Below are 22,597 nucleotides of genomic sequence, written 5' to 3' on the forward strand. Positions count from 1 at the left end.
TACCTGCACGCTAATCCAGATTGAAACGTTTCGCAACCGGCAATTCGCGGCGGGGATTACATCGATTACCGCGGGGTCTTCGATCCTCTCACGATCAGCTTCCCGCCCTCGACCTCGAGCCCCACGCGATGCACGGCGGATCGCCTCTGCTCGCCCGTCGCAGCGTGGGCCGGAGCCCGCTCCGCGGCGGCGGCGGCGAAGAAGTAGAACCACAGGTCGTCGCCGACGCGCACCTGCGCGCCGTGACTGCCGACCCCTCCGGTCGGCAGATCAGCGAGGATCACGGCATCCGCATCACCCTGACGCGTCCAGCGCGTGCCGTCGTCGGAGCGATAGACGCCCATCCCCCGCCACTCGTCCACGATCAGCCACCAGAGACCGCCGAGCTCGAACACGGTCGGCCCCTCGTGCGGCCGTCCTCCGATCGCGACGCCGTCGAGGGACCAGTCCACGAGGTCGGGCGATGACGCGACCATGGTCACCGAGTCCGCCGCCTCATCCTTGTACCAGAGGCGCCACAGTCCGTCGGGCGTGCGCGCGACGGCCGCATCGATCACACGATCGCTGCTCAGCACGAGCGGGCCGCATCTCGACCAGTGCCTCAGGTCGTCGGAGGCGTACTCGACGATGGCGCGAGCAAACCCCGGCCAGCGGTCGGGGATGCCGTCGATCTCGGTGAGATGCATCCGCCAGCGCGCACCGTCCCAGAAGACCTCCGGGGCCCAGTGGGTGCGGTCGACCTCGGCGGGCGGCGGGCCGGTCTCGAGGACGAGATCGGATGCCGTGGGCTCGAGCGTTCCGTCGTAGTGCCAGTCCAGGCCGTCGGTCGATGTCGCGACCCCGATCCGGCTGCCGTGCACCCACGACACCCCCGGTCCCGCATCGGCGAGGCTCGCCCGACGCTGGGTGTAGAACATCCACCACAGCCCGTCGGCGTCGACCACGACCCGCGGGTCGGTGGCGCCGTCGTAGACGGGGTCGCGGTAGAGCTCTCTCATCTGCGGAGATCGGTGACCGGACTCGCGAAGCCGGCCCGGTGCGTGGGGTGCGAGCCCAGAAGCTCGGGGGTGATCACCGTGCCGTCTGCGGCGGCCGAGGCGTAGATGGCCGCCACGATCTCGAGCGAGCGTGCGGGCGCATCAGCGGTAGGAGGCAGGGGTGCGCCCTCCAGCAGAGCGTCGAACACGTCGCGCAGCAGCGGCTCGTGGTCGCTGCGCTCCTCGGCATCCGGGAACGCCCATCCCTCGGCCTCCGGCTCGAAGCCGGGCGCCGGGGTGATCCGCCAGTTCTCATGACCGTGGCCGTAGACGTGGTCGACCGTGACCGTGGCCTTCTGGGTGTCGATGCGGATAGAGCTCGTCTCTCGCGGCGACACGGCACTGGTGACGAGCTGCGCGACCACTCCCCGGTCGAAGACGATGGTCGCGGTCGAGACGTCCTCGGTCTCGGTCTCGCGGTCGAGCCGCCAGAGCCTGCCCTGCACCGACGACCAGTCGCCCAGCAGGTGCGCGAGCAGGTCGATCTGGTGGATGCCGTGGCCCAGGGTCGTTCCGCCGCCCTCCGTCTCCCACTTGCCGCGCCACGGCACCGCGAAGTAGTCGGCGTCACGGAACCAGAGCGTCTGACACACGGCGACGAGCGGGCGGCCGAGGGCTCCGCTCTGCAGCAGCCCGCGCACGTGCGCCGCGGCCGTGCCGGTGCGCTGCTGGAAGACGACCGCCAGCTGCCTGCCCGCGGCCTCGGCCGCCGCGCGCATCTCGTCGAGCTCATCGAGCGACGGTGCCGGCGGCTTCTCGACGATCACATGCGCGCCGGCTGCGAAGGCTGCGAGCGACTGCGAACGGTGCGGCCCGGGCGGCGTGCAGATGAGCACGACGTCGGGGTGCTCGGCGGCGAGCATCTCCTCGAGGTCGCCGTAGGCGGCATCGATGCCGTATCGGCCGGCGAACTCCTGCGCCTTCTCCCGGCTGAGGTCGGCGACGGCGATGAGCTCGGCGCGCGGGTACGCGGCGACCGCGCGGGCGTGCGCGTTCGCCACCGCCCCGGTGCCGACCAGGGCCGCGCGAAGGGTCTTCTCGGTTGTCATCGTTCCTCCTCAGGACGCTGAGCCGGGGTCATCTGATGCCGTTCTGCACCAGGTGCAGGCGGGCGTATCGCCCGTCGGCGGCGAGCAGCTCGTCGTGCGAGCCCTGTTCGACGATACGTCCGTGCTCGAGCACGACGATGCGATCGGCCTGCCGGATCGTCGACAGCCGGTGCGCGACCACGAGCGTCGTGCGACCGCGCATGAGCCGTTCGAGGGCCTCTTTGACGAGTCCCTCGGACTCGGGGTCGAGCGCGCTCGTCGCCTCGTCGAGCAGCAGGATCCGCGGATCGCGCACGAGCGCGCGGGCGATCGCCAGACGCTGGCGCTGACCACCCGAGAGGCGCGCTCCGCGCTCGCCGACCACCGTGTCCCACCCCTGCGACTGCTCGCTCACGAACTCCCACGCGTTGGCGTCTCGCAGCGCCTGTTCGACGCGATCGGGCGTGACGTCGGGCATGCCGTAGGCGATGTTGTCGAAGACCGATCCCTCGAACAGCACCGACTCCTGCGGCACGACCGAGATCGACCGGCGCACGGTGCGCAGGTCGAGCTCCTGCATGTCGGCGCCGTCGAGCACGATGCGGCCGCTCGTCGGACGGACGAATCCGAGCACGAGGTTCAGGAGGGTCGACTTGCCCGAGCCCGACGATCCCACGAAGGCGACCGTCTCGCCGGGGGCGATCCGCAGATCGATCTCGAACAGGGCGTCGTCGTCGGCATCCGCGTAGCGATGCGTCGCAGAGTCGAGCACGATCTCTCCGGCGACCGCCGAGACGACGCGCTTGCCGGAGTTCTGCTCGACGTCGGGCTCTTGCAGCACCTCGGCGATCGAGCGCACCGACTCGAGCCCGCGGGCGCCGACGGGAATGAGCATGAGCAGCTGGGTGAGCCCGCCGGTCAGCAGCGTGAAGTAGCTCGAGAGCATCACGACCTCGCCCGGCGTGATCGGGAGGAAGCCGGTGAGCGCGCACACGGCGGCGAGCATGAGGCAGGCGACGCCGAGCAGCTGCATCGCGACCCAGGAGATCGAGGCCACCCGGCCGTTCAGCAGGTCGAGGTCGAGTCCGGCGCGGCGCACGCCATCCGCCCCGCCCGCGACGCGGTTGATCGCCGTCTCCTCGAGCCCGTGAGCGCGGGTGACCGGGATCAGCGACGCCATCTCGCCGACGCGGGCCGACAGCGTCTCGATCTCGCGCCGGAAGACCTCGTTGCGACGCTGCGATCGATTGCGCATGCCGTAGCGGATGCCGATCGCGATCGGCACGGCGAGGGCGTACACGGGAAGGAACTGCGGCACGGTGACCGCCGTCATGCTGAGTGCGCCGAGCATCACCATGGTCGACGACAGGAGCGGATGCGTGACCTGCTGCAGCATGAGCTCGACGTTCTCGACGTCGCGCACCACCTTCGTCTGCACGATCGAGGAGCTCATCCTCGTGTGGTACCCGATCGAGAGGCTCTGCAGTCGCGCGGTGAGGGCGTTGCGGAGATCGGCACCGAGGTCTCGCACCACGGTCATGAAGTTGCGGGTGTAGATGATGTGGTTCGGGTAGTTCTGCAGCAGCAGCACGGCGGCCAGCGCGAACCACCACAGCACCTCGGTGACATCGCCGTCGCTCGCCACGACGTCGATGATCGCGGCGGTGATCACCGGCAGGAACCAGAGCGGGATCTCCTTGATCGCGAAGGCCGTGATCGCGAAGGTCAGTCGCCAGGGACGGCGGGCGACGAGGCGCAGTACGGAGCGGGTGGGGTGATCACCGTCGATGAGCGCGGCCGGATGGGAAAGCGCTTTCTGTGCCATGGTCCTATCGTAGAGTCACCGCACCCGTCTGGGAAGCGCGACCATCCGAATCAGCAGGAGCAGCCATGACCTTCGACGCAGCATTCGACTGGGCACGTGGTCACGTGCAGGCGGAGCGCCTGCCCACAGCCGTGCTCGGCATGGCCACCGCCGACGGGATCGTCGACCTCGAGGGCTTCGGGGCCGCGACGGATGCCGTGTATCCGCTGTTCTCGATCACGAAGGTGCTCACCGGCATCACGGCGACGCGCGCCATCGAGCGGGGTCTGCTCACCCCGAACACTCCGCTCGCCGACGCCCTGCCGCAGTTCGGCACCTCTCGTGACGACATCGTGCGGCTGTGGCACCTCGCGTCCCACACCTCGGGGATCTCCGAGCCGGCTCTCGACACCGCGCTTCCGCTGCGCGACGAGCTGCTCAGCCAGGGGCGGGACTTCGCCGCCGGCACCGCGTCGCGGTATTCCACCCTGGCCTTCGAGGGGATCGCGGCGCTGATCGAGCACGCGACCGGTTCGACCTGGGATGCCGGCACATTCGACTGGGCGCATCGCATCGGCGCGATCGGCCTGACCCTCGACCCGAGCGAGTCCCTCGGGGTTCCGGATGCCGCGGTCGGCGGACTCGACCTCGACCGGTTCCACGCCACGCGTGCTCCCGGCGCAGGACTCCTGGGCAGAGCCGAGGATCTCCTGCACCTCGGCGCCGAGCTGCTGCGCATCGGCCAGGGCGCGAAAGACGGCATCCTGTCTCCGGCGGGACTGGCCATGATGCTCCGCCCGCTGACCGGCGCGATCCCCCGCCTCGACCCGTACCCCTCTGAGCGCGGTCAGGACTGGGGCTTCACGTTCAACCTGCGCTCACGAGCGCCGGGGCTGGTGGACCGTGACGTCTTCGGCCACGGCGGGTGGGCGGGCACGGAGTTCTGGGTGCACCCGACGGCGGGCGTCTGCTGGGTGCTGCTCACGAACGCGGCCGTGCGCCCGGGCGTGGACGCCGATCAGCTCGACAACGCGGTCATCACCGCCGTGTGACCGCCGACGCTCGCTTGACACGTCGCTCGCCCGTGTCTAGGGTTGAGACATTGAATGAAACGATTCAAAATCCGCTCGATGAAGAGAGAACCAACATGACCCGCGTCGCGTTCCAGTTGCAGGTGCGTCCTGAACTGCTCGACGAATACCTCGCCCGTCACTCGCCGGTCCGGCCCGAGATGCTGGCCGAGATCGCAGCCGCCGGCCGCCGTAACTACACGCTGTTCCTCGCCGAGGGCGGCACGCTCGTCGGCTACTACGAGACCGACGACGATGCCGCCGCCCAGGCGTATCTCGCCGCCTCGCCCGTCGCCGCGCGCTGGGAGTCCGAGATGAGCCGATTCTTCATCGGTCTCGACGGACGCCCCGACCAGGCCGCCACCGCACTCGCCGAGGTGTTCCACCTCGAAGACCAGCTCGCCGACGCCGGCGACTCCCCCGCATCAGACATCGACAACCGCACCGACACCGAAGGCAGCGCCTCATGAGCATCCTCTCGTCCGACAACCTCGCCGCCCTCGAACAGCAGGGCATCGAACTCCCCAGCTGGGCGTTCGGCAACTCCGGCACGCGCTTCAAGGTGTTCGGCACGCCCGGCACGCCCCGCGACCCGTGGGAGAAGATCGCGGATGCCGCGCAGGTGAACAAGTACACGGCGCTCGCACCCTCGGTCGCCCTGCACATCCCGTGGGACCTGGTCGACTCGTTCTCCGACCTGCGCAAGCACGCCGAGGACCTCGGCGTGACCCTGGGCACCATCAACTCCAACACGTTCCAGGACGACGACTACAAGTTCGGCGCGCTGACCCACGAAGACCCGTCGATCCGCCAGAAGGCGATCGACCACCACCTCGCCTGCATCGACGTGATGGATGCCACGGGCAGCCGCGACCTGAAGATCTGGCTCGCCGAGGGCTCGAACTACCCGGGGCAGGCCGACCTGCGCGGCCGTCAGGACCGCCTGCAGGAGTCGCTGCAGCAGATCTACGCACGCCTCGGCGACGACCAGCGCCTCGTGCTCGAGTACAAGTTCTTCGAGCCGGCGTTCTACCACACCGATGTTCCCGACTGGGGCACGTCCTACGCCCAGGTCTCGTCCCTCGGCGACAAGGCCATGGTGTGCCTCGACACGGGCCACCACGCACCCGGCACCAACATCGAGTTCATCGTCATGCAGCTGCTGCGCCTCGGCAAGCTCGGGTCGTTCGACTTCAACTCGCGCTTCTACGCCGACGACGATCTCATCGTGGGCGCGGCCGATCCCTTCCAGCTGTTCCGCATCCTGTTCGAGGTCGTGCGCGGCGGCGGCCTGAACAACCCCGATGTGGCGTTCATGCTCGACCAGTGCCACAACGTCGAGGACAAGATCCCCGGTCAGATCCGCTCGGTGCTCAACGTGCAGGAGATGACGGCGCGTGCGCTGATCGTCGACCGCGACGCCCTGACCGCGGCGCAGAAGTCCGGCGACGTGCTCGCCGCCAACGCCGTCTTCATGGACGCGTTCTACACCGACGTGCGCCCCGCGCTCGCCGAATGGCGAGAGTCGCGCGGCCTCGCAGCCGACCCGATGGCGGCCTACGCCGAGTCGGGCTACCAGCAGAAGATCGCCGCCGACCGCGTCGGTGGCGTGCAGGCCGGCTGGGGCGCCTGAGCCCGCACCCCGACCCGTCGGGATGCGGGAGCCGATCCCCGCATCCCGACGCCCCCCGACAGAACGGATGACACCGTGAACGAGCAGGTGCTCGACGGACCGCACGGACCGCTGCGCGTGCGGGTGTACACCCCGACCTCTCCCGTCGGCCCCGGACTCGTCTGGGTGCACGGCGGAGGGTTCGCCGCCGGTGAGATCGACATGCCGGAGGCCGACTGGGTCGCGCAGAGCTTCGCCGAGCGCGGCATCGCCGTGGTGTCGGTCGACTACGCGCTGGCTCCCTTCCCTCGCACCTGGGCTGCGGCAGCCGGGGCACCCGAGCGAGAGGGCGTGCACTACCCGGTCGCCTCCGAGGAGGTCGAGGCCGCATTCCGTTGGGCGGTCGACTCCGGCCTCACCGAGGGGCCGTGGTCGATCGGCGGAGCGAGCGCCGGCGGCAACCTCGCGGCCGGCGCGGCACTGCGCCTCAGTCACGGTCCCGGGCCCTTCCCTGCGCTCGCGGTGCTCGCCTATCCGACGCTCCACGCCGTGCAGGCAGCCCCGGATGCTGCGCTGCGCGCCGCCCTCGACGCGGACCCCGATGCCGACGTGTTCGGCCCCGACCCGGTGCGCGGCATGTACGAGAACTACCTCGGCGGGCCGGTCGACGGTGGCGACGTCTACGCCGTGCCCGGCACCGCGTCCCCCGCCCAGCTCTCGCATTTCCCCGCCACGATCATGATCAACGGCGAGGTCGACGAGCTCCGTGTCTCCGGCGAGGCGTTCGGCGCCCTGCTGCGCGACGCGGGCGTCGAAATCGACATCTCGACCGAGGCGGGCACCCGCCACGGCCACCTCAATCAGCCCGAACTCGCGGCAGCGACAGCATCGATCGACCGCTTCGCCGCCCGCATCCTCGCCACGTCTCCACAGAACAGGGAACAGCCATGACCAACCCCACCGCCGCCGCCCTCATCGAGCGGTCGAACCGCCTGGGCGCCGACCCGAAGAACACCAACTACGCCGGTGGCAACACGTCGGCGAAGGGCACGGAGACCGACCCCGTCACGGGTCAGCCCGTCGAGCTGATGTGGGTCAAGGGTTCGGGTGGAGACCTCGGCACGCTCACAGAGCAGGGTCTCGCCGTGCTGCGCCTCGACCGCATGCGCGCACTCGTCGACGTCTACCCGGGCCTCGACCGTGAGGATGAGATGGTCGCCGCGTTCGACTACTGCCTGCACGGCAAGGGCGGTGCAGCTCCGTCGATCGACACCGCGATGCACGGGCTCGTCGACGCCGCGCACGTCGACCACCTGCACCCCGACTCGGGCATCGCGATCGCCACCGCGGCCGACGGCGAAGAGCTGACGGCGAAGATCTTCGGCGACAAGGTCGTGTGGGTTCCGTGGCGTCGCCCCGGATTCCAGCTCGGACTCGACATCGCCGCCATCAAGGCGAAGAACCCGCAGGCCATCGGCACGATCCTCGGCGGCCACGGCATCACCGCCTGGGGCGACACGTCGGAGGAGGCCGAAGCCAACTCCCTCTGGATCATCGACACCGCGGCCGCCTACATCGAGGCCAACGGCAAGGCCGATCCGTTCGGCGGCGTCCGTGCCGGCTTCGAGGCACTCCCCGAGGCCGAGCGGCGTGAGCGCGCAGCGGCCCTCGCCGGCACCATTCGCGGGATCGCGTCGACCGACAAGCCGATGGTCGGCCACTTCACCGACTCCGACGTCGTCCTCGACTTCCTCGCCTCCGAGCGCGCCCCTGAACTCGCGGCTCTCGGCACCAGCTGCCCCGACCACTTCCTGCGCACCAAGGTCAAGCCGCTGATCCTCGACCTGCCGGTCACGGCATCCGCCGATGAGCAGATCGCCCGTCTGCACGAACTGCACACCGAGTACCGCGCCGACTACCAGGCCTACTACGACGCGCACGCGACCGCCGAGTCGCCCGCGATCCGCGGCGCCGACCCGCTCATCGTGCTCGTGCCCGGCATCGGAATGTTCGCCTACGGCGCCAACAAGCAGACCGCCCGCGTCGCCGGTGAGTTCTACGTCAACGCGATCAACGTCATGCGCGGCGCCGAGGCACTGTCGACCTACTCGCCCATCTCTGACGCCGAGAAGTTCGACATCGAGTACTGGGCGCTCGAAGAGGCCAAGCTGCAGCGCATGCCGAAGCCGAAGTCGCACCAGGGACGCATCGCCTTCGTCACCGGAGCCGCCAGCGGCATCGGCAAGGCCATCGCCACCCGCCTCGCCGCAGAGGGCGCCTGCGTCGTCATCGCCGACCTCGACCTCGAGAAGGCACAGGCGGCCGCCGCCGAGCTGGGCAGCACCGACGTCGCGATCGGCGTCGCGGCGAACGTCGCCGATGCGGATGCCATCCAAGCGGCGCTGAACGACGCCGTGCTCGCGTTCGGCGGCGTCGACCTCGTCGTCAACAACGCCGGTCTCTCGCTGTCGAAGCCGCTGCTCGAGACCACCGAGAAGGACTGGGATCTGCAGCACGACGTCATGGCGAAGGGCTCGTTCCTCGTGTCGAAGGCCGCGGCCCGCGTGCTGATCGACCAGAAGCTCGGCGGCGACATCATCTACATCTCGTCGAAGAACTCCGTCTTCGCCGGCCCCAACAACATCGCCTACTCGGCGACCAAGGCCGACCAGGCCCACCAGGTGCGGCTGCTGGCCGTCGAGCTCGGCGAGTTCGGCATCCGCGTCAACGGCATCAACCCCGACGGTGTCGTGCGCGGCTCGGGTATCTTCGCCTCCGGCTGGGGCGCGAACCGTGCCGCGACCTACGGTGTCGCCGAAGAGGACCTCGGCCAGTTCTACGCCAACCGCACGATCCTCAAGCGCGAGGTCGTTCCCGAGAACGTGGCGGATGCCGTCTACGTGCTGACGGGTCCCGAGCTGAGCCGCACGACCGGTCTCCATATCCCGGTCGACTCCGGCGTCGCTGCGGCGTTCCTGCGATGACGGTGCGGTCCGTCGCCGCCGTCGACCTCGGAGCGACCAGCGGTCGCGTCATGATCGGCCGGATCGGCGACGGCCGGCTCGACCTCGAACTCGTCTCGCGGTTCCCGAACGGGCCCGTCGAGCGCGAAGACGGTCTGCACTGGGACTTCGGCGCTCTCTACGAGCACGTCGTCGCAGGGCTCGCCGAGGCGGTACGGCGCGAACCGGCGATCGAGAGCGTCGGCATCGACTCGTGGGCCGTCGACTACGGCCTGCTGCGAGACGGCGAACTCCTCGCCGAGCCGTTCCACTACCGCGACGCGCGCACGGCGCGCGGGGTCGACGAGGTGCACACGGTCGCGCCCTTCGCCGAGCTCTACGGCCGCAACGGACTGCAGTTCCTGCCGTTCAACACGCTGTACCAGTACCGCGTCGATGCCCGCCTCGCCGACGCCGACACCGCGTTGCTCATTCCCGACCTCATCGCGTTCCTGCTCACCGGAACAGCGGTGGCCGAGCGGACGAACGCCTCGACCACCGGGCTCCTCGGCGTCGAGTCGGGCGAGTGGGACGCCGAGCTCGCCGAGCGCATCGGCATCCCGACGCACATCCTGCCGACGCTCGTCGATCCGGGCGAGACGATCGGCACACTCCGCGCGGACCTGGTCGAGCGCATCGGCAAGAAGCTGCCGGTGATCGCGGTCGGGTCGCACGACACAGCATCCGCCGTCGTCGCCGCTCCCCTGTCGACCCCGCACTCCGCCTACATCTCGTGCGGCACCTGGGGGCTGGTCGGCGTCGAGCTGACCGAGCCGGTGCTGACGGATGCCGCGCGCGAGGCGAACTTCACGCACGAGCTCGGCGTGGACCGTCGCTACCGCTTCCTGCACAACGTGACGGGGCTCTGGCTGCTGAGCGAGACCGTGCGCGCGTGGGAGGCGGAGGACGGCTCGCGGATCGACCTGCCCGAGCTGCTGGCCGCGGCCTCCGCCGTGACAGACGACGTGCCCCTCTTCGACGCGAACGACGCGTCGCTCAGCGCACCGGGAGACATGCCAGCGCGCATCGCGACACTGCTCGGGGCCGAGGCTCCGACGACGCGACCCGCCTTCGCCCGATCGATCGTCGAGTCGATCGCGACCGCCTTCGCGGATGCCGTGCAGACGGCAGCCGATCTGTCAGGGCGCGCACTCGACAGCATCCACCTCGTGGGAGGCGGCTCGCTGAACCGTCTGCTGTGCCAGGCCACCGCGGATCGCACCGGCCGTCCCGTGCTCGCCGGCCCCGTCGAGGCGACAGCCCTCGGCAACGTGCTCGTGCAGGCACGGGCTCTCGGCGCCGCCCCGGCATCCCTCGAGGAGCTGCGCGCCCTCGTCGCCGCGACGCACGAACCGGAGCGCTTCGACCCGCGCTGACTCCCTCACACCCGTCGCAGCCCCTCATCCGACCGCCCGTATCCCCGATGGATGCCGGTGTGAATCCCTGTGCGGCTGCGGACGCCCGCCCTGTCCGGCGCCGGAGAACGCACACCGCGGCGCACACGGAAAGGGGCGCCGAGGCCGAAGCCCGACGCCCCTCACGAACTCGACTCAGAAGTCGAACTCGCCGATGTTGTCTGCGTTGAACTCGAACGGGTCGCCGAGAAGAACGACGCCGTCGGCGCCGACCGTGTACTCGCCGAGGTCTCCGGCCTCGAAGGTGTCGCCCTCTTCGCCGGTGATCTCACCCTCGATCAGCGCCTTGGAGGCGAACGCGGCCAGGTAGCCGAGGTCGGCAGGGTTCCACAGCGCGAACGCGGTGACGGTGCCGTCTTCGACGTACTCGCGCATCTGGTTCGGCGTGCCGAGACCGGTGATGGCGACCTTGCCCTTGTAGTCCGAGGTGGACACGTACCGCGCCGCAGCCGCGATGCCGACCGTGGTGGGCGAGATGATGCCCTTCAGGTTCGGGTGGCTCTGCAGCAGCGCAGCGGTCTTGTCGAACGACGTCTGGTCGTCGTCGTCACCGTAGACGGTCTCGACGATCGTGATGTCGGGGTACTCGCTGGCGACGTACTCCTTCATCAGGTCGATCCAGGCGTTCTGGTTGGTCGCGTTGGCGGATGCCGACAGGATCGCGACCTCGCCGGCTCCGCCGATCTGGTCGGCGATCAGGTCGACCTGCACCTTGGCGATGCCCTCGGAGTCGGCCTGGTTGATGAACAGGTCGCGGCACTCGGGGTTCGTGTCGGAGTCGAAGGTGACGACCTTGACGCCGGCGTCACGGGCCTCGTTCAGCGCGTCGCAGATCGCCTTCGGGTCGTTCGCCGAGACGACGAGCGCGCCCACGGCCTGCTGCGTCGCGGTGTTGATGTAGCTGACCTGGGCGTCGGGGGTGGCCTCGGCCGGGCCGACCTCGGCGAACGTGCCGCCGAACTCGTCGACGGCGGTCTTGCCGCCCTCGCTCGAGGTGTCGAAGTACGGGTTGCCGAGGTTCTTGGGCAGGAACGTGATCGCGAGGTTGTCGGATCCGCCTTCACCCTCTGAACCCGAGCCTCCGGATCCGCCGCTGGTGTCGGCGCAGCCGCTCAGCACGAGCGCTGCGGCCACGGCGACCGCCGCGAACCCCGCGATCTTCTTACGTGCAAACGTCATTGTTCTTCCTTTCGTGATGATCACCGCTGGCGGGTGCCGGCGATGAGAGGCTGCCTCATGGTGCGGGAGAGGCTGCTACGCGCAGTGGCGGACCGGCCTTCGCGCGGACGCGCTGCGCCCAGGCGAGGACGCTCGCTGCGACGACCGAGAAGATCAGCAGCCCGCCGGTGATGATGTTGATGACGTCGGACGTGACTCCGGCGAGGCGCAGGCTGCTGCCCAGCACCCCGATCAGGAGAACGGCGGCGACGACGCCGTGCAGGTGTCCCCGTCCGCCGAACACCGACACTCCGCCGAGCACCACGGCCGCGATGACCTGCAGTTCGAGCCCGGTGGCGTTGTCGCCTCGGGCGCTGCCGAACCGCAGCGTGTAGAAGATGCCTGCGAAGGCGGCGACCACGCCCGAGAGCACGAACAGGATGAACTTCGTCCGTTCGACGTCGACGCCCGAGAACCGCGCGGCGTCCTTCGACAGACCGATCGCGAAGACACCACGGCCGAAGGGCGTGAAGTGCAGCAGCACGGCGAACAGCACCAGCAGGATCAGGAACGGGATGACGATGTACGGGATGGTCGTCCCGGCGATCTTCGCCTTCGCGAGCGCCGTCCATGTCTCGGGGAAGTCCGTGACGGCCGTGGTGCCGAGCAGGCCGACCGCAAGCCCGCGGAAGAGTGCGAGTGTGCCGATCGTGACGGCGAGCGACGGCAGCCCGACGATCGTGACGAGGAACCCGTTGAAGGCTCCGCCGACGACGCCGACGAGGAGGGCCGCAAGGGCGGCGACCTCGAAGGGAGCACCCGACTCGGTGAGGACTCCGGTGACGACGCTGGCGAGCCCCACCATGGATCCCACCGACAGGTCGATCTCGCCCGTGATCATGACGAGCGTCATGGGCAGCGCGATGAGCAGGATCGGTGCGACGTCGAGCAGGAGGTAGTTCGCGGTGATCGGCTGGGCGAAGCCGCGGATCGTGACGGCCGCCACGATCGTCACCAGCACGAGGAGCGCGATGATCGCGAACTCGCGGTTGATGAAGATGCGCCGCCACAGCGGACGGTCGTAGTCGCGGATGACGCGGGTCGACGTCGTCGTCGTTGTCGTGGTCATGATTCGTCCCTCGCCTCGATGAGCTGGCGTCTCTGTCTGACCGCGAGCACCCGGTCGAGCACGATGGCCCCGATGATGAGCACACCGACCACGGCACGCTGCCAGAAGTCCGGGATGCCGAGAATGGGCAGCGCGCGGTTGATGGTCATCAGGAGCATCGCGCCGATGGCCGCGCCCCAGACCGTGCCGACACCGCCGGTGATCGCGATGCCACCGATGACGGCTGCGCCGACGGCATCCAGCTCCCAGCCGCTTCCCGCCTGCGAGCTGATGGATCCGTATCGCGCGGCGTAGAAGACGCCGGCGAGACCTGCGAGTGCACCCGAGAGGACGAACGCGGAGAGCACCCGACGGGTGACCTTGAGGCCGTAGAGCTCGGCCGCCGAGGGGTCGGAGCCGATCGCGTAGTACTCGCGTCCGCCCCGGATGTTGCGCAGATACCAGGCCGCGAGCGCGAGCACGATCACCGCGATGATCGTCAGCACAGGGATGAACAGGATCTGCTGCGTGCCGAGTACGAGGAAGTCCTTGGGCATGTCGGAGGCGTTGATGCGATCGCTGCCGGTCCACAGCACGTTGATGCCGCGGTAGGCATAGAGCGTGCCGAGCGTGATCACCATGGCCGGCACCTTCGCGAAGGCGACCAGCGCGCCGTTCACGAGGCCGAGGAAGGCCCCGAGCAGGACGGCCGCGATCACGACGACCACGATCGGGATGCCGGGGACGTCGACGAAGAGTCGTCCGGTCAGGTAGGCCGTGAGGCCCATCACCGAGCCCACCGACAGATCGACGTTGCGCGTGATGATGACGATCGCCTGGCCCACGGCGACGAGCATGAGGATCGACGGCGTGAGCAGCAGATCGCGCCAGCCGTCGGAGCTGAAGAGGAACGCCGGGTTCTTGACGGTCGCGGCGATCACGACGAGCACGAGCGCGGCGAGGATGCCGAACTCGCGTGCACGGCCGATGCCGCCGGGCTTCTTCGCGATCGCCGGAGCGGCGGCCGCGGGTGCGGTGGTGGTGCTCATGAGTGCAGCTCCGATGAGTGGGTGGCGGCGAACATGACGTTCTCGCTGGTGGCCTCGTCGCGGGAGATCTCGGCGGTGATGCGTCCTTCGCGCATCACGAGCACGCGATCCGCCATGCCGAGCACCTCGGGCAGCTCGGACGAGATCATCAGGATGCCCATGCCCTCGCCGGCGAGCTGCGACAGCAGTCGGTGCACCTCGGACTTGGTGCCGACGTCGATGCCGCGGGTCGGTTCGTCGATGATGAGGACGCGCGGGTCGGTGGCCAGCCACTTGGCCAGCACGACCTTCTGCTGATTGCCGCCCGAGAGCGTGGACGCCACGGTGTCGAGCGCGTGCGTCTTCACCTCGAGGCGCGACGCCCACTCCTTCGCCGCACGGTTCTCGATGCCGCTCGTGATGAGTCCCCACTTCGAGAGGCGCCGGCGGATGGCGAGCGTGATGTTGCCTCCGACGCTCGCGTCGATCACGAGGCCCTGCTTGCGGCGGTCCTCGGGAACGAGCGCGAGTCCGCTGCGCATCGCGGCGGTCGGGTTGCGGCGGGCGACGCCCGCGCCGAGCATCCGCACCTCTCCCTCGTCGTAGGGATCGACGCCGAAGATCGCGCGGGCGACCTCCGAGCGACCGGCGCCGACGAGACCTGCCAGTGCGACGATCTCGCCCGCGCGCACCGTGAACGAGATGTCATGGAAGACGCCGGGACGGGTGAGCGCTGTGACCTCGAGCAGCGGCTCGCCGATGGAGGCCTCCTGCTTGGGGAACAGCTCGGTGACGTCGCGGCCGACCATCTGGCGCACCAGTTCGTCGACCGTGGTCTCGGCGATGGGAGTGGTGTCGATGTATGCCCCGTCACGCATGACGGTGACGGTGTCGCACAGGTCGAACACCTCGTCGAAGCGATGCGAGATGAAGAGGATCGCGCGTCCCTCGTCGCGGAGGCTCCGCGCGACCGCGAAGAGTCGGTCGACCTCGACGCCGCTGAGTGCGGCCGTCGGCTCGTCCATGATCAGCACGCTCGCGTCGAGGGAGATGGCCTTGGCGATCTCGATGATCTGCTGGTCGGCGATCGACAGACCCTCGGTGATGCGGTCGGGGTCGAGCGTCACGCCCAGGCGGCGGAAGATCCGGTCGACTTCGGTGCGCATGGCCTTGCGGTCGATGCGGCCGAGGAAGCCGGTGGGCTGACGTCCCATGAAGATGTTCTCGGTGACCGAGAGATCGGGGAACAGCGTCGGCTCCTGGTAGATGACCGCGATGCCCGCGGCCTTCGACTGGGCGGTGCTGGTGAAATCGACATCGTCGCCGTGCAGACGGAAGTCGCCCGAGTCGCGGCGGTACAGACCGGCCATGATCTTCACGAGCGTGGACTTGCCCGCGCCGTTCTCGCCGATGAGGGCGTGGATCGAGCCGGGGCGGAGCGTCAGGCTGCCGGAGCGGAGTGCGACGACGGGGCCGAAGGACTTCACCACCCGATGCAGCTCGAGCGCGGTGGGGGGAGCGCTGCGGGCGGAGGCTGCGTCTACCACTGGCTTTCCTCTCCGTTGAGGGGGATGATGATCGGAATGAACTTTACCTGAATCGATTCAAGCTCGTTTCAGGCTAGTGTATGTGATGCCGGTCTCAGGTCAACCCCCGATGCCGAAGCGTGATCCGCCCGACGACGAGAGGACTGCCGAATGTCGGTCAGCATCCGCGATGTCGCCGTTCGCGCTGGCGTCTCCGTCGGCACCGTCTCGAACGTCCTGAACCGACCGGACGAGGTCTCCAGCGAGTCGGTCGAGCGAGTGACGCAGGCGATCGAAGAGCTCGGCTACGTGCGAAACGACGCCGCCCGCAAGCTCAGAGCGGGCGTGAGCACGACCGTCGGATTCGTCGTGCTCGACGGCCAGAACCCCTTCTACAACGATGTCGTGCGCGGTGCCGAAGACGAGGCGTCCAGCCACGGCATCGCGATCCTGTACGGCAACACCGACGACGACCCGTCCCGCGAGAAGGTCTATCTCGACCTGTTTCGCGAGCAGCAGGTGCGCGGCCTGCTCATCGCCCCCTACGGCGACGTCATGACGCAGCTGCGCAAGTTCCGAGCGAGCGGGATCGCGACGGTTCTCGTCGACCGATTCAGCGCCGACAGCGGGTTCTCGTCGGTGTCGGTCGACAGCGTCGCGGGTGGGCGGCTGGCGGTCGAGCACCTCATCGAGGGCGGTCGGCGGCGGATCGCCTTCGTCGGCGGCCCCTTCGACATGCGTCAGGTCACCGACCGTCTCGCGGGCGCTCGCGCGGCGGCCGAGAACGCGGCGGTGCACGTCGAGCTCGAGGTCGTGCCGACGGCGGCGATGACGGTCGAAGAGGGCGTCGCCGCCGGAGCGCGCCTGCTCACCCGCCCTCGGCGCGAGTGGCCCGACGCGCTCTTCGCCGCCAACGATCTGCTCGCCCTCGGCCTGCTGCAGTCGCTCGTGTCGGGCGGACGCCTGCTCGTCCCCGACGAGATCGCGCTGATCGGCTTCGACGACAATCCGTTCGCGGCCGCCGCCGCGGTGCCGTTGTCATCCATCCGGCAGCCCAGCCGCATGATCGGTCGCACGGCGCTGCGGATCGTGCTCGAAGAGGCGGCCGACCCCGAGAGCATCCCCCGCCAGACCGTGTTCCCACCCGAGCTGATCGTGCGTAGCTCGACCGGCGGCTGACCCGGGGCCGCCTTCCCCGGACCTCGGCGGCTCACGTGCGTCCGCAACCTGAGCCGGCATTCGGCGCCGAGCCCCGCCATCGAACCCCCGATCAGGTCCGATACGCCCTCGAGACCGGCCGATGCAGCCCCTCGTACTCGACCGACGGCCAGCGCTCATCGACCGTGAGCACCTCCCAGCCGTCATCTGTGCGCAGCAGGGTGTCTTCGACTTTGCGGCCCGGTGCGGTCGGATTCCAGGCGAACGCCTGATCCTCGACGATCAGATCCGCAGTGGATGCCGTGGCGCGGGGATCGCGACCGGCATACCCGGTCGGTCCGCCCTGGTGGTGGCGCTGCCATTCGTCAGCGTCGAACCCGAAGCGGGCGTACGCCGCGATGCCCGCCGTGAACGCGTCGTTCAGATGGGCTCCCGGCACTGACGCATCGAGGAAAGCCCGCTCCACGCCCCAGATCGGCTCGTCATCGACGGATGCGCCGACCCAGCGTGTCGCGTTGGCGATGAGCCCGTTCCGACGCCCGCACACGACGATCATCGCCCGCCCTCCGAGCAGCCCGGCGGTCGGAAGCGGATGCCGGAACGCAGTCCGATCGGAACCGGCGACCAGCACGACGAGCGGATCGATCCCCCGGGCGATCAGCTCGGCGGAGACGATCGCGGCGACCGTCCGCTCGCTCTGCTCCGGACCGACGCGGACGAGCGCATCCGTCAGCGCCTCTGCCGTCTCCCGTCCGAGAAGTCGATATCTGGCACGCTCGGCCGGCAGCAGGCGCGCGCGAGCCGCGCGCAGTTCAGCCGCCACATGCGATTCGGCGACGCCGGCCTCCTCAGCCGCGGCGGCAGCGGGTGGGATCCACCACGGCACCCGCACCACCCGCGCGGCATCCTCCGGCAGCAGCTCCTCGGCGATCAGCCGATCGGCCTCGTTCTCGGCGATGAAGAGCACATCGCCCTGCGCCTCCGCCCGCACCGCGAGCACCGGAGGACCCGCGAGCGACACATGCGTGCGCACGCCCTCGAGGTACCACGACAGCGATTCGTGAGAGACGAGCACCACGGGCGCCCCGTCGACCTCTCGGCGCACGCGCGCCAGCCGATCCTGCTTCTCGGCGCGGTCCTCGGATGCTCCAGCCATGAGACCCTCCCTGAAGAACGTTTTCTCGTAGTATGACGACAGCCGCGACCTCTCGCGGACACGAAGGGATGCCGATGGCACGCGAATCGTCACGCCCCGGCATCACCGACGTCGCGAAACTCGCCGGCGTCTCTCTGTCGACGGTGTCGCGCGCGATGAACGGCAACCCGACGGTCGATCCGGCGCTCGCCGAGCGCGTGCAGGCAGCCGCTGCGCAACTCGGCTACACGGCGAACCCCGTCGCACGGAGCCTGGTGCTCGGCCGCACCCAGACCATCGCCGTCGTGATCCCCGACCTCGAGAACCCGACGTTCCAGGCGATCCTGCGTGGCCTCAGCCGCGCGGCCGCGGCCGACGGATATCACGTGCTGGTCGCCGACTCGCGTGAGGACCTGGATGAAGAGCAGGCGCTCGCCCGATCGACCAGGCTGCGCACCGACGGCGTGATCCTCTGCGCCCCTCGAATGCCCGAGGAGGACCTCGGCCGACTGCTGCCGACGCTCTCCCCCGCCGTCGTGATCAACCGCGGCCCGCAGACGAGCACTCCCGTGGTCGGCGCCGACTACGGATCCGGCATGCGCGAGATCGTCGACCACCTCACCTCGCTCGGCCACCGCCGGCTCGTCTATCTCGCCGGTGCCACCCGCAGCGTGACGCACAGGGCGCGGCAGGATGCGATCGCGGCGGAGCTCTCCCGGACCGACGGGCTCGAAGTCGAGGAGATCACCGCAGGCGTCGACTTCGACAGCGGCACCGCGGTCGCCGACCAGGTTCTCGCGAGCGGAGCCACCGCAGTGATCGCCTACAACGACCTCGTCGCCATGGGGCTGCTCTCGGCCCTGACCGTGCGCGGTGTCGACGTGCCGGAGCAGCTGTCGATCACGGGTTTCGACGACATCCCCTTCGCCGCCTACACCTCACCCCCGCTCACGACCGTGGCCGTTCCCGCGGTCGAGATCGGCGCAGCCGCATGGGCTGCGATGCACGACCAGCTCACCGGCGGCGATCCCACGGCAGCGCTCACCTTCACGCCGACCCTGATCGTGCGCGGCAGCACCGCCACCGTGCACACGCCCTGAACCGTCGGCGGTCCCGGGGCCTGACACCTCTCCTGTGCTATCGTCGAGAAAACGTTTCCTGACCGGAGATCGAAGAGAGATCACGATGACGAAGACCCGCTACGCCCTCGCCGGTGCCGGAGCCCGCGCGCAGATGTACGTCGAGGGGATCATCGGCACGCACCGTGACCGCGCCGAGCTCGTGGCGATCATCGAGCCGAACCCGGTGCGGGCCGGGCACTACGCCGACCGCATCGCGGAGGTCGGCGCGCCGGCGCCCCGCCTCGCCACCCCCGACGAGCTCGAGCAGGTGATCAGCGACGAGCGGGTCGACCGGGTCATCATCTGCTCCCGCGACGACCTCCACGCCGAGCTGATCGTCCGGTCGCTCGAAGCGGGCGCCGACGTCGTCGTCGAGAAGCCGCTCACGATCGACGCGGCGAGCGCCGCCCGCATCGAAGACGCCGTCGAGCGCACCGGTCGCCAGGTCGTGCTGACCTTCAACTATCGCTACTCGCCCCGCAACAGCGCACTGCGCCAGGTGATCCAGGACGGCACGATCGGCGACGTCACGTCCGTGGACTTCTCGTGGATGCTCGACACGAACCACGGCGCCGACTACTTCCGCCGCTGGCACCGCGAGAAGAAGAACTCGGGCGGTCTGCTCGTGCACAAGTCGAGCCACCACTTCGACCTCGTCAACTGGTGGATCCGCTCACAGCCGACCCGCGTCTTCGCGTCCGGCGGCCTGCGTTTCTACGGAGCCGAGAACGCGGCCGGCCGTGGCCTCGGCGAGCGACCGGCGCGAGGCACCCACGACGACGGCGACCTGTTCGAACTCGACCTGCGCACCGATGAGCGTCTCACCGCGCTCTACCTCGACGCCGAGGAGCACGACGGGTACCGGCGCGATCTCGACGTGTTCAGCGAAGGCATCACGATCGAGGACAACCTCGCACTCGTCGTCGACTATGCGTCCGGCGCGACGATGTCGTACTCGTTGAACGCGCACTCCCCCTGGGAGGGCTACCGCGTCGCCGTCAACGGCACCCTCGGCCGGGTCGAGCTCGAGGTGGTCGAGCGCGGCGCCGTGCTCGCGGGCGAGGGACTGCACCCGCACATCGACCCCAGCCTCTCCGGCGGCCACGGCACGACCGCACTGCGCCCTGAGAGCGAGCGTCTGATCGTGCAGCGCCACTGGGAAGAGGCCTACGAGGTGCCGATCGACGGCGGCGACGGAGGCCACGGCGGTGGAGACGAGCTGCTGCTGTCCGATGTCTTCGAGGGCCCCGGGGACGACCCCCTCGCGCGTCCGGCCGACTGGACCGACGGCATCCGCTCGATCGCTGTGGGCATCGCGGGCAACCGCTCACTCGAGACGGGCCTTCCCGTGAAGGTCGACGAGCTCGGGATCGCCCTGCTGGCGCGGCCATGAGGATCATCGTCACCGGCGGTTCGGGCAGACTCGGACGCACCCTGGTGACGGGCCTCGCAGATGCCGGGCACGAGATCGTCTCGATCGACCGGGAGCCGAGCGCGGCCCTCGACCGGGACGGGATCACGCAGGCGTCCCTCGACCTGACGGACGCGGATGCCACGGCATCCGCTCTCGCCGCGACGTCGGCGGATGCACTGATCCATCTCGCGGCGATCGCAGTGCCGTTCAGCGCACCCGAGGACGTGATCATCCGCACGAACGCGGCTCTCGCCCAGTCGGTGCTGGGCGGAGCCGTACGGGCCGGCATCCACCGCGTCGTCGCGGCGTCGAGTCCCACCGTGGTCGGCTATGGCGCACCTCGCGGCTGGACCCCTGAGCGCCTCCCCCTCGACGAGACGTCGCCGACCGAGCCCTGGAACGCCTACGCCCTGTCGAAGCTGCTCATCGAGCAGACCGTCGACATGCTGCGGCGTCAGGCCGGCGACGACGTGCGCTTCGCCTCCTTCCGCCCCTGCTACGTGATCGCCCCGGAGGAGTGGGCCGGCGCTCTCACCCAGCAGGGCCACACCGTTCTCGATCGTCTCGACGATCCGGCGCTCTCCGCGCCCGCGCTCTTCAACTATGTCGACGCCCGCGACGTCGCAGCCTTCACCGACACCCTCCTCGCCGCGCTCGACCATATCCCGAACGGCGAGAGATTCTTCGTGGGAGCCGACGATGCCCTCGCCCGCCGCCCGCTGAGCGAGCTGCTGCCCGAGTTCCACCCCGGCACCGAGCACGCGGCCGCGGCGCTGACCGGCACTTCCCCCGCCTTCTCGTCCGACAAGGCCGCCCGACTCCTCGGCTGGCGCCCGTCCCGCACCTGGCGCGCAGAGCTGGCACTGCTGTGACCACGATCCGGAGCCTGTCGACTCGTCTGCAGAGGGTGCCGCTGACTCGCCCGTGGGCTGCCGACGTCACCTCCGTCGGCGTGATCGCGACTCACGTCATGCGCTCCGACGGTGGCGAGGGATGGGGCTTCTCGTGGAGTCCGCAGATCGGCGCGCCCGCCGTGCAGGCGCTGCTCGAGCATGACATCGCTCCCGCCGCGGTCGGCCGCTCCGCCACCCCCGGCGAGAGCTGGCACGGGATGTGGGAGCACCTGCACGAAGCCGGAGGCGGGGGGATCACGACGATCGCACTCGCCGGTCTGGACCTGGCGCTGTGGGATGCGGAGGCGCGGTCGACCGGCGTCTCGGTGTCGGAGTCGATCGGCCGCCGCCGCGAACGGGTGCGCGCCTACGGCTCAGGCGTGAACCTGCACTACTCGCTCGACGAACTGCTCGCCCAGGTGCAGCGCTGGATCGATGCGGGGTTCGAGGCGGTCAAGATCAAGGTCGGAAAGCCCGACATGGCCGAGGACGCCGATCGGGTCGCCGCCGTCCGCGAGCTGCTCGGCCCTGATCGGGGGCTGATGATCGACGCGAACCAGCGGTGGGATCTGGCGCGGGCGACCGCATCCGTCGAGGTCCTGTCGCGCTTCGACCTCGCCTGGATCGAAGAGCCCCTGCGCGCCGACGACCTCGACGGACACACGGAACTCGCACGGCGCATCGACGTGCCTATCGCGCTCGGCGAGAATCTGCACACCGCGCACCGTTTCGGCGACTTCCTGCGCGCGGGTGCGGCGCAGATCCTGCAGCCCAACATCGTGCGGGTCGGCGGGATCACGCCGTTCCTCCGCATCGCCGAGCTGGTCGCCGCGCACGGTGCGACCCTGCACCCGCACCTTCTGCCCGAGCTCTCGGGTCAGCTCGCGCTGACTCTGCCCGACACCGGCCACGAGGTCCTGGTCGAAGACGTCGAAGACGCCGGCTTCGGTGCACTGGGAGCTCTCGCCGACCCCTCGCCGGTGACGATCGCCGACGGCCACCTCACCGAGAACGCGCACCACGGTCTCGGGCTCCGCTTCGCTCCCCTGCTCGACGACGGGGCCCGCCTCGGCGCCTGAGTTCTCGGC

The 22,597-nt window shown here is 69.5% G+C and carries 19 protein-coding genes; 11 read left to right on the forward strand and 8 right to left on the reverse strand.

Annotated features, from left to right (window positions below):
- Window positions 1-65: 65 nt before the first annotated feature.
- Genes ACZZ93_RS08025 through ACZZ93_RS08035 form a run of 3 tightly spaced genes read right to left on the reverse strand, consistent with a single transcriptional unit; the run spans window position 66 to window position 3,890 of the window.
- On the reverse strand, window positions 66-998 hold the full coding sequence (locus ACZZ93_RS08025; RefSeq protein ID WP_463510822.1) for a glycoside hydrolase family protein: 933 nt from the start codon (window positions 996-998) through the stop codon (window positions 66-68).
- Window positions 995-2,086, reverse strand: coding sequence for a Gfo/Idh/MocA family protein (locus ACZZ93_RS08030; RefSeq protein WP_463510823.1), 1,092 nt, complete (start codon window positions 2,084-2,086; stop codon window positions 995-997). The genes ACZZ93_RS08025 and ACZZ93_RS08030 overlap by 4 nt, the downstream gene beginning before the upstream one ends.
- Before the next feature lie 28 nt (window positions 2,087-2,114).
- The gene (locus tag ACZZ93_RS08035) at window positions 2,115-3,890 is read right to left on the reverse strand and encodes an ABC transporter ATP-binding protein (protein ID WP_187249932.1); all 1,776 of its coding nucleotides are present in this window, start codon (window positions 3,888-3,890) and stop codon (window positions 2,115-2,117) included.
- A gap of 65 nt (window positions 3,891-3,955) precedes the next feature.
- Between ACZZ93_RS08035 and ACZZ93_RS08040 the strand changes: the two genes are divergently transcribed.
- The 6 genes from ACZZ93_RS08040 (at window position 3,956) to ACZZ93_RS08065 (ending at window position 10,929) form a co-directional block, all read left to right on the forward strand.
- Entirely contained in the window at window positions 3,956-4,921 is a 966-nt protein-coding gene (locus tag ACZZ93_RS08040) for a serine hydrolase domain-containing protein (RefSeq protein WP_463510824.1), read from the forward strand.
- A 95-nt stretch (window positions 4,922-5,016) separates the two neighbouring features.
- Window positions 5,017-5,409 carry an L-rhamnose mutarotase gene (locus ACZZ93_RS08045; protein WP_463510825.1) on the forward strand — a complete coding sequence of 131 codons (393 nt, stop codon included), beginning with the start codon at window positions 5,017-5,019 and terminating at the stop codon, window positions 5,407-5,409.
- Window positions 5,406-6,572, forward strand: a complete 1,167-nt coding sequence (rhaI, locus tag ACZZ93_RS08050) for an L-rhamnose isomerase (protein ID WP_053098756.1) — start codon at window positions 5,406-5,408, stop codon at window positions 6,570-6,572. The genes ACZZ93_RS08045 and rhaI overlap by 4 nt, the downstream gene beginning before the upstream one ends.
- 75 nt (window positions 6,573-6,647) lie before the next feature.
- Window positions 6,648-7,502: an alpha/beta hydrolase gene (locus tag ACZZ93_RS08055; protein WP_056276823.1), complete on the forward strand. Its 855-nt coding sequence runs from the start codon at window positions 6,648-6,650 to the stop codon at window positions 7,500-7,502.
- A complete protein-coding gene (locus ACZZ93_RS08060) occupies window positions 7,499-9,535 on the forward strand; it encodes a bifunctional aldolase/short-chain dehydrogenase (protein WP_463510826.1) in 2,037 nt (678 codons plus the stop codon). The genes ACZZ93_RS08055 and ACZZ93_RS08060 overlap by 4 nt, the downstream gene beginning before the upstream one ends.
- The gene (locus ACZZ93_RS08065; RefSeq protein WP_463510827.1) at window positions 9,532-10,929 is read left to right on the forward strand and encodes a rhamnulokinase; all 1,398 of its coding nucleotides are present in this window, start codon (window positions 9,532-9,534) and stop codon (window positions 10,927-10,929) included. The genes ACZZ93_RS08060 and ACZZ93_RS08065 overlap by 4 nt, the downstream gene beginning before the upstream one ends.
- A 174-nt stretch (window positions 10,930-11,103) precedes the next feature.
- On the opposite strand, the gene rhaS is transcribed toward ACZZ93_RS08065, so the two are convergent.
- From rhaS to ACZZ93_RS08085, 4 genes are read right to left on the reverse strand one after another with little or no spacing between them, the layout of a single operon-like run.
- On the reverse strand, window positions 11,104-12,147 hold the full coding sequence (rhaS, locus tag ACZZ93_RS08070; protein ID WP_056276817.1) for a rhamnose ABC transporter substrate-binding protein: 1,044 nt from the start codon (window positions 12,145-12,147) through the stop codon (window positions 11,104-11,106).
- Between the two features lie 55 nt (window positions 12,148-12,202).
- Window positions 12,203-13,255: an ABC transporter permease gene (locus tag ACZZ93_RS08075; protein ID WP_053098751.1), complete on the reverse strand. Its 1,053-nt coding sequence runs from the start codon at window positions 13,253-13,255 to the stop codon at window positions 12,203-12,205.
- Window positions 13,252-14,283: an ABC transporter permease gene (locus tag ACZZ93_RS08080; protein WP_463510828.1), complete on the reverse strand. Its 1,032-nt coding sequence runs from the start codon at window positions 14,281-14,283 to the stop codon at window positions 13,252-13,254. The genes ACZZ93_RS08075 and ACZZ93_RS08080 overlap by 4 nt, the downstream gene beginning before the upstream one ends.
- Window positions 14,280-15,809, reverse strand: a complete 1,530-nt coding sequence (locus tag ACZZ93_RS08085; protein ID WP_463510829.1) for a sugar ABC transporter ATP-binding protein — start codon at window positions 15,807-15,809, stop codon at window positions 14,280-14,282. Before ACZZ93_RS08085 ends, ACZZ93_RS08080 begins: the two co-directional genes overlap by 4 nt.
- 150 nt (window positions 15,810-15,959) lie before the next feature.
- Here ACZZ93_RS08085 and ACZZ93_RS08090 point away from each other — a divergent pair, with 150 nt between their 5' ends.
- On the forward strand, window positions 15,960-16,967 hold the full coding sequence (locus ACZZ93_RS08090; RefSeq protein ID WP_463510830.1) for a LacI family DNA-binding transcriptional regulator: 1,008 nt from the start codon (window positions 15,960-15,962) through the stop codon (window positions 16,965-16,967).
- 91 nt (window positions 16,968-17,058) lie between these two features.
- Here ACZZ93_RS08090 and ACZZ93_RS08095 read toward each other — a convergent pair whose 3' ends face one another.
- On the reverse strand, window positions 17,059-18,102 hold the full coding sequence (locus ACZZ93_RS08095) for a M24 family metallopeptidase (RefSeq protein WP_463510831.1): 1,044 nt from the start codon (window positions 18,100-18,102) through the stop codon (window positions 17,059-17,061).
- A 74-nt stretch (window positions 18,103-18,176) separates the two neighbouring features.
- Here ACZZ93_RS08095 and ACZZ93_RS08100 point away from each other — a divergent pair, with 74 nt between their 5' ends.
- The 4 genes from ACZZ93_RS08100 to ACZZ93_RS08115 all read left to right on the forward strand — a co-directional run bounded on the left by ACZZ93_RS08100 (window position 18,177) and on the right by ACZZ93_RS08115 (window position 22,588).
- Window positions 18,177-19,181 carry a LacI family DNA-binding transcriptional regulator gene (locus ACZZ93_RS08100; RefSeq protein ID WP_463510832.1) on the forward strand — a complete coding sequence of 335 codons (1,005 nt, stop codon included), beginning with the start codon at window positions 18,177-18,179 and terminating at the stop codon, window positions 19,179-19,181.
- Window positions 19,182-19,266: 85 nt separating this feature from the next.
- On the forward strand, window positions 19,267-20,595 hold the full coding sequence (locus ACZZ93_RS08105) for a Gfo/Idh/MocA family protein (RefSeq protein WP_056276812.1): 1,329 nt from the start codon (window positions 19,267-19,269) through the stop codon (window positions 20,593-20,595).
- On the forward strand, window positions 20,592-21,488 hold the full coding sequence (locus tag ACZZ93_RS08110) for an NAD-dependent epimerase/dehydratase family protein (protein ID WP_056276808.1): 897 nt from the start codon (window positions 20,592-20,594) through the stop codon (window positions 21,486-21,488). Before ACZZ93_RS08105 ends, ACZZ93_RS08110 begins: the two co-directional genes overlap by 4 nt.
- The gene (locus ACZZ93_RS08115; protein ID WP_463510833.1) at window positions 21,485-22,588 is read left to right on the forward strand and encodes a mandelate racemase/muconate lactonizing enzyme family protein; all 1,104 of its coding nucleotides are present in this window, start codon (window positions 21,485-21,487) and stop codon (window positions 22,586-22,588) included. The genes ACZZ93_RS08110 and ACZZ93_RS08115 overlap by 4 nt, the downstream gene beginning before the upstream one ends.
- Window positions 22,589-22,597 lie beyond the last annotated feature (9 nt).

It is taken from the genome of Microbacterium sp. AC026, from assembly GCF_979258475.1.

What these genes read in the sequence shown, in the direction of transcription:
- ACZZ93_RS08105 (WP_056276812.1), top strand. Translation starts at nt 19,267, where the DNA reads ATGACGAAGACCCGCTACGCCCTCGCCGGTGCCGGAGCCCGCGCGCAG.
- ACZZ93_RS08040 (WP_463510824.1), top strand. Translation starts at nt 3,956, where the DNA reads ATGACCTTCGACGCAGCATTCGACTGGGCACGTGGTCACGTGCAGGCG.
- rhaI (WP_053098756.1), top strand. Translation starts at nt 5,406, where the DNA reads ATGAGCATCCTCTCGTCCGACAACCTCGCCGCCCTCGAACAGCAGGGC.
- ACZZ93_RS08035 (WP_187249932.1), bottom strand. Translation starts at nt 3,890, where the DNA reads ATGGCACAGAAAGCGCTTTCCCATCCGGCCGCGCTCATCGACGGTGAT.
- ACZZ93_RS08100 (WP_463510832.1), top strand. Translation starts at nt 18,177, where the DNA reads ATGGCACGCGAATCGTCACGCCCCGGCATCACCGACGTCGCGAAACTC.
- ACZZ93_RS08065 (WP_463510827.1), top strand. Translation starts at nt 9,532, where the DNA reads ATGACGGTGCGGTCCGTCGCCGCCGTCGACCTCGGAGCGACCAGCGGT.
- ACZZ93_RS08080 (WP_463510828.1), bottom strand. Translation starts at nt 14,283, where the DNA reads ATGAGCACCACCACCGCACCCGCGGCCGCCGCTCCGGCGATCGCGAAG.
- ACZZ93_RS08045 (WP_463510825.1), top strand. Translation starts at nt 5,017, where the DNA reads ATGACCCGCGTCGCGTTCCAGTTGCAGGTGCGTCCTGAACTGCTCGAC.
- ACZZ93_RS08090 (WP_463510830.1), top strand. Translation starts at nt 15,960, where the DNA reads ATGTCGGTCAGCATCCGCGATGTCGCCGTTCGCGCTGGCGTCTCCGTC.
- ACZZ93_RS08025 (WP_463510822.1), bottom strand. Translation starts at nt 998, where the DNA reads ATGAGAGAGCTCTACCGCGACCCCGTCTACGACGGCGCCACCGACCCG.
- ACZZ93_RS08030 (WP_463510823.1), bottom strand. Translation starts at nt 2,086, where the DNA reads ATGACAACCGAGAAGACCCTTCGCGCGGCCCTGGTCGGCACCGGGGCG.
- ACZZ93_RS08095 (WP_463510831.1), bottom strand. Translation starts at nt 18,102, where the DNA reads ATGGCTGGAGCATCCGAGGACCGCGCCGAGAAGCAGGATCGGCTGGCG.
- ACZZ93_RS08060 (WP_463510826.1), top strand. Translation starts at nt 7,499, where the DNA reads ATGACCAACCCCACCGCCGCCGCCCTCATCGAGCGGTCGAACCGCCTG.
- rhaS (WP_056276817.1), bottom strand. Translation starts at nt 12,147, where the DNA reads ATGACGTTTGCACGTAAGAAGATCGCGGGGTTCGCGGCGGTCGCCGTG.
- ACZZ93_RS08075 (WP_053098751.1), bottom strand. Translation starts at nt 13,255, where the DNA reads ATGACCACGACAACGACGACGACGTCGACCCGCGTCATCCGCGACTAC.
- ACZZ93_RS08110 (WP_056276808.1), top strand. Translation starts at nt 20,592, where the DNA reads ATGAGGATCATCGTCACCGGCGGTTCGGGCAGACTCGGACGCACCCTG.